Consider the following 2,256-nt stretch of genomic DNA (forward strand, 5'->3'; position numbering starts at 1 on the left):
CCGCTGGAGTCGGTGCCGCGCATCAGGACGAAGCACTGGCCGGCCGGCTCGCTCAGGCTCTGGCAACGCGCCTCGGGCAGCCGGTGGGCTGGCAGCTCATCGCCACCAGCGGCCATCGCAGCGAGCAGGCGCTCGCGGCGTTCGAGGCGGCGGACGTGGTGCAGGCCGATGTGCTGATCACCTCCCTGGGCGTCAACGACGTTGTTGACCAGATCGCGCCTGCGCAGGCGTTGGTGGCGTTGGACCGCATCCACGCCCTTGCGACCGAGCGCGCTGGTGTGCGCCTGAGCGTGCACTGCGCAGCGCCGCCCATGCAGCGATTCCCGCTGCTGCCCCAGCCTCTGCGCTGGTTCTTCGGCCGCCAGGCAGCGCGCTTCAACGTGGCCTTGAGTTCGTCGGTCGAAGGCCAGGCATCACGCCATGTGCTGCATCTGCCCGAGGCCATGCAACGCAATGCCGTCGAGCTGATGGCCGAGGACGGCTTCCACCCCGGCCCGCGCGGCTATGCGCTCTGGGCCGAGGCGCTGGCCGATCGGGTGGTGGCGTCGTTACCTCAGCTATCGATCCACTCACCAAGTTGAGCGTTGCGGCCGCCCGGCCGTTCCTAGACTGCCCCGGCCGCAGCAACGCGGCAGCACCGGCCGCGCGAACCTGCAGACGGCGGGCTCAATAGGAGACAAAACATGCGGATCGATTTCCTCCGCCGGTGCTTGCGCCGGCTGGGCGCGGCAGCGTGCCTGCTTTTGGCGACGGCCACGGCCACGCCAGCATTGGCGGCCTTGAGCCTCACCACGCTCTACGACAGCGGCAGTTCTGCCAAGCTGCAATACCAGGTGGACACCGGCGGCGGCCTGGTGTTCAAGGTGATGGCCTACGACAACGGCGTCAGCACCCAGTCCAAGGGCGACCTTTCCAGCCTACTCTACAACGGCGTGCAGTACGCCGATGCCAGCCGTGGCTCGCAGCTGAACTCCGGCTTCGACTTCCTCTACAGCAACGTCTCGGCTGTCGACGTGCAGGCCCAGATGATCAGCAGCAGTGGTGCGGCCACGTCGGCCTCCACCGCCAACGGCGGCGTGGTCAGCGGCGGCACCTACGTCAAGATCACGGTGACCGTCTTCAGCGCCAACGGCGGCGTGCTCAAGCACTACTACATGGCCAAGAGCGGCGAGCCGCGCATCTACATGGGCACCTATTTCACCGAGGAGCCCGACACGCTGAACCTGGTGCGCTTCATCCTGCGCGTGCCCATCGCGGCGCTCTCCAAGGGAGGGCCGGCCGGCCTGCCCGGCGGCCTGGCTAGCAACGGCAGTTGGCCGCAGGACCTGCGCGGCACGGACACGACGGTCGAAGCGAGCGACGTGTTCGGTTTCTCCAGCAGCACCTCCAGCGCGGGGCAAACGCGCTCCAAGCACTACTCCAACATGCGGCTGAAGGACTGGCAGTACTTCGGCGGCCTCAACAGCGCCGGCAGCGTGGGGCTGTGGTTCTATCGGGACAACAACGAAGGCAATTCCGGCGGGCCCTTCTACCGCAGCCTGCTCAACCAGATCACGTCCACCAACAACGAGCTGACCTATATCGTCAACTACGGCGAGGGCCAGACCGAGGCCTTCCGCATGGGGGTGTTGAACAGCTACACGCTGATGTTCACCGCTGGCGGTGCGCCGTCGGCGCCGGATACGAGCTGGTTCTCGGTGATGGCGCTGGACGGTTATGTGGCTGCGTCCGGCCGCGGCACGGTGGCCGGCGTCGGTCTGTCGGGCACCGATTCGAACTACAGCTACACGGTGGGCTTCTCCAGCAGCACGGCGCAGTACTGGGCCAGCGCCAACCTCGCCAACAACGGCTTCTTCAAGAGCACCGGCATGCGGCCGGGCACCTACACGCTCACGGTCTACAAGAACGAGCTGGCGGTCTACACCGGCAGCGTGACCGTCACGGCCGGCGGCACGACGACCTTGAACACGCTGGCGATCAACGCCGACCCTTCAGCCAAGGCGGCGCTGTGGCGCATCGGCAACTGGGACGGCACGCCAGCCGAGTTCCTGAACGGCGGCAGGCTCACGACCATGCATCCGTCGGACGTGCGCATGAGCGGTTGGGTGCCGGCCACCTTTGTGGTGGGCACGTCGAGCGCGGCCAGCGGTTTCCCGGCCTGCCAATGGAAGGACGTCAACAACGCGCGCGTCATCCAGTTCACGCTGACCAGCGCCCAGGTGCAGAACCTGACGCTGCGCATTGGAACGACGGAAG

The 2,256-nt window shown here is 67.0% G+C and carries 2 protein-coding genes; both read left to right on the forward strand.

The genetic code is table 11. From position 1 onward, the window contains the following. On the forward strand, positions 1 to 581 hold a 581-nt coding region (locus tag AC1DU6_RS28195), incomplete at its 5' end, for an SGNH/GDSL hydrolase family protein (protein WP_457324416.1). A 102-nt stretch (positions 582 to 683) separates the two neighbouring features. Next, positions 684 to 2,256, forward strand: a 1,573-nt coding sequence (locus tag AC1DU6_RS28200) for a rhamnogalacturonan lyase B N-terminal domain-containing protein (RefSeq protein WP_477861164.1), incomplete at its 3' end; no start/stop codon positions are given.

It is taken from the genome of Roseateles sp. P5_B10 (assembly GCF_056400485.1).